Source organism: Azorhizobium doebereinerae UFLA1-100 (assembly GCF_000473085.1).
In the GTDB taxonomy this organism is placed as follows: Bacteria; Pseudomonadota; Alphaproteobacteria; order Rhizobiales; family Xanthobacteraceae; genus Azorhizobium; species Azorhizobium doebereinerae.
Map to the genome: position 1 here is coordinate 180,761 of NZ_AXBA01000011.1, position 6,000 is coordinate 186,760.

A 6,000-nucleotide genomic window follows, 5' to 3' on the forward strand; every position below is an offset into this window, starting at 1 on the left:
CTTGCCTATATAGAGCCAGATATAAGCCGAGGCGGGCGCGTTTGCAGCCCGCCGCCCCCATGTTTGCGTGAGCGCCCCGATGTCCACCCTCCGCACGGCCGACGATCTCATCGCCGCCGGCCTTGCCCCTGCCGCGCGGCGGGCCGCGCTGGCCGCCGTCGCCGGGCGCTACGCGGTGGCGGTGACGCCGGAACTCGCCGCCGCCATCGACCGCGCCGACCCCGCCGATCCCATCGCCCGCCAGTTCGTGCCGGACGCGGCGGAACTGGAGGTGGACCCGCGCGAGCTGGCGGACCCCATCGGCGACGACGCCCATTCCCCGGTGCCCGGCATCGTCCACCGCTATCCCGACCGGGTGCTGCTGAAGCTGGTGGGTGTGTGCGCCGTCTATTGCCGCTTCTGTTTCCGCCGCGAGATGGTGGGGCCGGGCGCCGAGCAGGCGCTGTCCCCCGAAGCGCTGGACGGCGCGCTCGCCTACGTGGCCGCCCATCCCGAGGTGTGGGAGGTGATCCTCACCGGCGGCGATCCCTTCATGCTCTCGCCCCGCCGCATGGCCGAGGTGGTGGGGCGGCTCGCCGCCATTTCCCATGTGAAGGTGGTGCGCTTCCACACCCGCGTGCCCATCGCCGCGCCGGAGCGGGTGACGGCCGAGATGGTGGCGGCGCTGAAGGCGCAGGGCATCGCCTCCTATGTGGCGGTGCATGCGAACCACGCCCGCGAGCTGGGCGATGCCGCCACCGCCGCGCTCGCCCGCCTCGCGGATGCGGGCATCCCGCTGGTGTCGCAGACCGTGCTGCTGCGCGGGGTGAACGACGATGCGGAGACGCTGGCCGCCCTGTTCCGCGCGCTGGTGGAGCGGCGGGTGAAACCTTATTACCTGCATCATCCCGACCTCGCGCCCGGCACGGCCCATTTCCGCCTCTCCATCGCCGAGGGGCAGGGGGTGATGCGCGCCCTGCGCGGGCGGCTGTCCGGCCTTGCCGTGCCGACCTATGTGCTCGACATCCCCGGCGGGGCCGGAAAGGTGCCGCTGACCCCCGGCTATGCGGCGCGGCAGGGGGGCGGCTGGCAGGTGGCGGACAATTGCGGCGGCCTCCATGCCTATGCCGACGAGGCGGGCGAGGCCGGCGCCGGGCGGTAGCATGCGGTGTTCCTCGCCGGTCCGCCGCCGATGCATGGGCTCCGGGGGGCGTGTGGCTCCGGAATGGAAATCGTGTGGTAGCAACGTTTTTCGGCCAGCATTAACGAACTGTTAACAGGCCCGCTTGCTCCCCGTCCCGGCTCGTCCTACCTGTAGCGCCATTCGCCGGCACGCCGGTCGAGGATGGAGCATTGCAATGGCGGACGCTCAGCTTCAGCCGATCGAGCTGCTGTATTGGCCGACCCCGAACGGATGGAAAGTCTCCATCATGCTCGAGGAGTGCGGCCTGCCGTATGAGATCAAGCTGGTGAACATCGGCAAGGGCGACCAGTTCGCCCCGGAGTTTCTCGCGCTTTCGCCCAACAACAAGATCCCCGCCATCATCGACCCCAACGGCCCGGACGGGCAGCCGGTGTCGGTGTTCGAGAGCGGCGCCATCCTGCAGTATCTCGGCCGCAAGACCGGCAAGTTCTACCCCGCCGAGGAGCGCAAGCGCATCGAGGTGGAGGAGTGGCTGTTCTGGCAGGTGGGGGGCCTTGGCCCCATGGCCGGGCAGGCGCACCATTTCCGGCTCTATGCGCCGGAGAAGATTCCCTATGCGGTGTCGCGCTACACCAACGAGGTGCACCGGCTCTACGGCGTGATGAACACCCGCCTGAAGGACCGCGAATATCTCGCCGGCGACGACTATTCCATCGCCGACATCGCCTGCATCGGCTGGTCGAAGCTGTGGGAGCGGCAGGGCCAGGACATCGCCGAATTCCCGCATTTCGCCCGCTGGCTGGAGACGGTGAAGGCCCGGCCCGGCGTGCAGCGCGGGCTGATGGTCAATGCCGAGCAGAAATCGGACCTCAGCAAGGACAAGGCGGCGCAGACGGTGCTGTTCGGCCAGCGCGCCCGCTGAGCGGGACCCGGCCGGCGGGCGCCGCTTCCGGCTTCTGCCGCGCCGCCCCCGCCGCGCCACCCCTGGCCAGCGGCCGCCAATCATGGCATTGGCGGCGTGAGGGCGGGCCGAGCGCCGCCGGACAATCATGCCAGACGGGCGGGCCCGGCGGATGCCGCGCGCCGCGCCCCGGCTCCGAGGGCCAGCTTTGAGGAACGCAGCGTCCATGTCTCCCGATCCGCGCGCCGTGCTGGCGCAGGCCTCCCAACTGCATCGCGCCGGCCAGCTGGACGCCGCCATCGACGCCTACCGCACCGCCGCCCGCCTCGCGCCGGGCTTCCTGGACGCCCACCGCCTGCTGGCGCTGGCCCTGCTCCAGGCAGGGCGCGCCAAGGACGCGGTGCGCGCCGCCCGGCAGGCCCGCGACATCGCCCCGCGCGATCCCAACAGCCATATCCTGGTGGGCGCCGGCCTGCTGCTGGCGGGCGACGCCCAGAAGGCGCTGGCCGCCTTCGACGACGCGGCCAAGCTCGCGCCCGGCCTGATCGAGGCGCAGTTCCAGGCCGGCAACGCGCTGGCTGCGCTCGGCCGCCATGCCGCCGCCGCCGAGCGCTTCACCCGCGCCCTGGCGATCGACCCGCGCTCGGTCGAGGCGCTGACCAACCGCGCCACGGCCTATGCCCGGCTGGAGCGGCACGCCGAGGCGCTGGCGGACTGCGAGCGGTTGATCGCCATGCAGCCGTGGGTGCCGATCCATCACGTGAGCAAGGCCGGCACCCTGCTGGAGATGGGCGACGTGGCCGGCGCGCTCGCGGCGGCCGAGACGGCCATCGCCGCCGGCCCGCGCTATGCGGACGCCTACCATATCGCCGCGCAGGCCAAGGCCTCGCTGGGCGATCTCCCCGGCGCCTGTGCGCTGATGGCCCGGGCCGTCGAGCTGAACGGCGACGCCCGCCCGGAACTCAAGGTGCGGCTGGCCCACATGCGGCGCCTCAATTCGGAGTTCGCCGCCGCCCTGGAGCTCTGCGACGCGGTGCTGGCGACGCATCCCCGGCTGGCGGAAGCGCTGGTGGAGCGGGCGGACGTTCACCGCGCGCTCGGCGCGGCCGCCGCCGCGCTGGCCGACGCGGACGCCGCCTTGGCGATCCAGCCGGACGCCCCCCTCGCCAATCTCGCCCGCGCCAGCGCGCTGGCCGATCTCGGCCGCTCCGCCGACATGCGCGTGGCGATCGGCCGGGCGGCGCGGGCCGCGCCCCGGGAGCCCCGGGTGCTGTTCACCAAGGCCGGGCTCGATCTCGCCACCGGCGCCTGGGCGGCCGGCTGGGCGGGCTATGAAGCGCGCGAGCACATGCTGCCGCCGCCCTTCACGCCGCCGCCGTTCCCGCGCTGGGACGGCCGCACGCCGCCGCAGGATCTCGTCATCCTGGCCGAGCAGGGCATCGGCGACGTGCTGCAATTCGCCCGCCTGCTGTCGCTGGTCGCCGACCGGGGCCTGCCGGCGCGGCTGTTCATCTCGGCCGCGCTGGCGCCGCTGGTGGCGACCATCGAGCCGCGCATCCCGGTGACGCACGACATCTCGCACATTCCCGCCGACGCGCCGGGCACCTTCTGGCTGCCGCTGGCCAGCCTGCCGGCGGTGTTCGCGCCCGATCCCGCCATGTGGCCGACGGTGCCCTATCTCCAGGCGCCGCAGGACCGGGTGGCGAAATGGGCGCATCTGCGCGCGCCGGGCAATTTCCTGGTGGGCATCAACTGGCAGGGCAACCCCTCGCGGCTGATCGACATCGGCCGCTCGGCTCCGCTGGCGGCCTTCGCGCCGCTGGCGGCGGTGCCGGGCGTGACGCTGGTGTCGCTCCAGCACGGCGCGGCGGCGGCGCAGGTCGGCGAGGTGCCGTTCGGCGAACGTATCGTCACCCTGGGCGCGGACGTGGATGCCGACGGCATCTTCCTCGATCGGGCCGGCGTGATGGCCAATCTCGATCTGGTGGTGACCACGGACACCTCGGCCGCCCATCTGGCCGGCGCCCTGGGCCGCCCGGCCTTCGTCGCCCTGCGCGCCACGCCGGACTGGCGCTGGGGGCTGGAGGGGGAGCACAGCCTCTATTATCCGTCCCTGCATCTGGTGCGCCAGCAGCGGGCAGGGGATTGGGACGGCGTGTTCGCGGCCATCGCCGGCCTCATCGCCGCCCGTGTGTCCGGCGGGGCGCACGGTCAGGCGCCGGGCGCCTGACGCCCCGATCCGGTCAGACGAGCCAGATGGGCCTCGCCTTGTGCCGGTGCCACACGAGCACGGACCGGCCTTGCCGCCGACGCCCCCCGCAGGGGACACGCGCGGCGATTCGCCTGGCCCTGGGCTTGTGGGCGCGCAGCGCGGGCGCCGGTTTCCGCCTCCCTCGCGCGCCCGCGCAGCAGCCCCGGCCGCCGGCGCCCGTGCGGCAACCGAGGCGGCGGATCAACCGCCCGTCCGGCCCGGCCTCGGCCTAGGGAAGGCTGGCGTGCGCCGGGCTGAAGCGCCCCTGAGGCTTGCGACGCGGGCCTATTCCCGTTGATGGCGCCCCGGCCCGGCTTGCCAAGGCGGCCTCTCTTGGGCATAGAGGGGGCGCGTGGAGACGTGGCCGAGAGGCTGAAGGCACTCGTTTGCTAAATGAGCAGACCCCCAAAAGGGTCTCGAGGGTTCGAATCCCTCCGTCTCCGCCACCCTTCTTTCTAAGTCTTTGAAATAACGATTCTTTCGGCGGGTGGCTCGGACTCGACCGGGCGTGGTCGCGCTTGCGGGCGGCTGCCGTGGGGCGCCTTTGCCGTCCCGGCCCGGCTTGCACGGCGGGAGGAGAATTGTAGCGCGCAAGATCGAATGTCACCGCGCGCAAGATCGGATGTCACCCCTTTAGCTCCCTGGAAACGGCCAGTGCCGCGTTGACTGTGGGCGGCAGCAGAGCGTGTGTGATGCTCCTTAACGGGAGACCTCACATGGACCGCACGACCGCCGCCCTCACCGCCAATATCGCCGCCCTGGCCGACCTCCTCGCCGAGGCGGCCAAGCATGCGGCGGAGGCTGCCGAGGCGATGGCGGGTGGCAACCGCAACCTCGCGGTTGGCACTCTCCTTCAGATCCAGCAGACGGTGCCGGATGCGAAGGCGATCATGGAAGCCACCTTCGCCCTTCACCGCGTCGCCGGGCAGCGCTGAGGAGAAGCCCCCTCAGTCTTTGCCTCCTTCTGCAAGCCGGTTCAAAGCGATCTTGTAATAGGCCGGCTCGACCTCGATGCCGATATACGGCAGCCCCCGGCGGGCGCAGGCGAGCCCCACGGTCCCGGACCCCATGAAGGGGTCGAGCACCGGCCCGTCCATGATGCTGAGAAGGCCCTCCATCAGCTCCACCGGCTTGCCCGCAATGTGGTGCTTCACATGCGGGATGGGNGCGCGGAAGACGCCCGGCGCNACAGGCCCCTTGAGCGGCCGGGCGCCNTTGGTGCCCCACACCACATATTCNGCCTGCGCCCGGTAACGCCCCATCTGCGGCCGGCCNCGCTCGGTCTTGTCCCAGGGCGCNACCCCNCGCCACACCCAGCCNGCGCACTGGAGCGCGTCGGAGGTCACCGGCAGCTGCCGCCAGTCGGTGAAGACGGCGCAGAGCGCGCCNGGCGCGGCGAGCATCCGCGCCCGTGACAGCCAGAGGGTGGACCAGGCCAGGTAGCTGCGCTGGTCCCGCGTATCGCCCTGGAACTCCGGATAGAGCCCGCGGTGTTCGCTGGACTGGTACTTGGCACTGGTCGGCCGGGACCGATCCGTCAGCGAGGCGCCGCCGCTCGAATAAGGCGGATCGCACAGGACGGCGCCCACGCTGCCGGCGGCCAGGGTGGGCAGGATCTCCAAAGCGTCGCCGAGATAAAGGGTGGCCCCGCCTATTTGCTTGCGGTCGAGATGCACGAAACGTCTCCATGTGAAGGACGCTCGCGGCGCTCGGGTTTGGGCTCGG

At 71.9% G+C, this 6,000-nt stretch carries 5 protein-coding genes and 1 tRNA gene; 5 read left to right on the plus strand and 1 reads right to left on the minus strand.

Annotated elements, in window-relative coordinates:
* Positions 1 to 79: 79 nt before the first annotated feature.
* The 5 genes from YU1_RS28860 to YU1_RS0109905 all read left to right on the plus strand — a co-directional run bounded on the left by YU1_RS28860 (position 80) and on the right by YU1_RS0109905 (position 5,210).
* Entirely contained in the window at positions 80 to 1,141 is a 1,062-nt protein-coding gene (locus YU1_RS28860; RefSeq protein ID WP_051356701.1) for a lysine-2,3-aminomutase-like protein, read from the plus strand.
* Positions 1,142 to 1,337: 196 nt separating this feature from the next.
* The gene (locus YU1_RS0109890; RefSeq protein WP_029003927.1) at positions 1,338 to 2,045 is read left to right on the plus strand and encodes a glutathione S-transferase N-terminal domain-containing protein; all 708 of its coding nucleotides are present in this window, start codon (positions 1,338 to 1,340) and stop codon (positions 2,043 to 2,045) included.
* Between the two features lie 205 nt (positions 2,046 to 2,250).
* Positions 2,251 to 4,254, plus strand: coding sequence for a tetratricopeptide repeat protein (locus YU1_RS31915; protein ID WP_051356702.1), 2,004 nt, complete (start codon positions 2,251 to 2,253; stop codon positions 4,252 to 4,254).
* Between the two features lie 375 nt (positions 4,255 to 4,629).
* Positions 4,630 to 4,721, plus strand: a tRNA-Ser gene (locus tag YU1_RS0109900).
* 270 nt (positions 4,722 to 4,991) lie between these two features.
* Positions 4,992 to 5,210 (plus strand): hypothetical protein, encoded by a 219-nt coding sequence (locus YU1_RS0109905; RefSeq protein WP_029003928.1) that lies wholly within the window; start codon positions 4,992 to 4,994, stop codon positions 5,208 to 5,210.
* Between the two features lie 12 nt (positions 5,211 to 5,222).
* On the opposite strand, the gene YU1_RS33975 is transcribed toward YU1_RS0109905, so the two are convergent.
* The gene (locus YU1_RS33975; RefSeq protein ID WP_029003929.1) at positions 5,223 to 5,951 is read right to left on the minus strand and encodes a DNA-methyltransferase; all 729 of its coding nucleotides are present in this window, start codon (positions 5,949 to 5,951) and stop codon (positions 5,223 to 5,225) included.
* Positions 5,952 to 6,000: the final 49 nt, after the last annotated feature.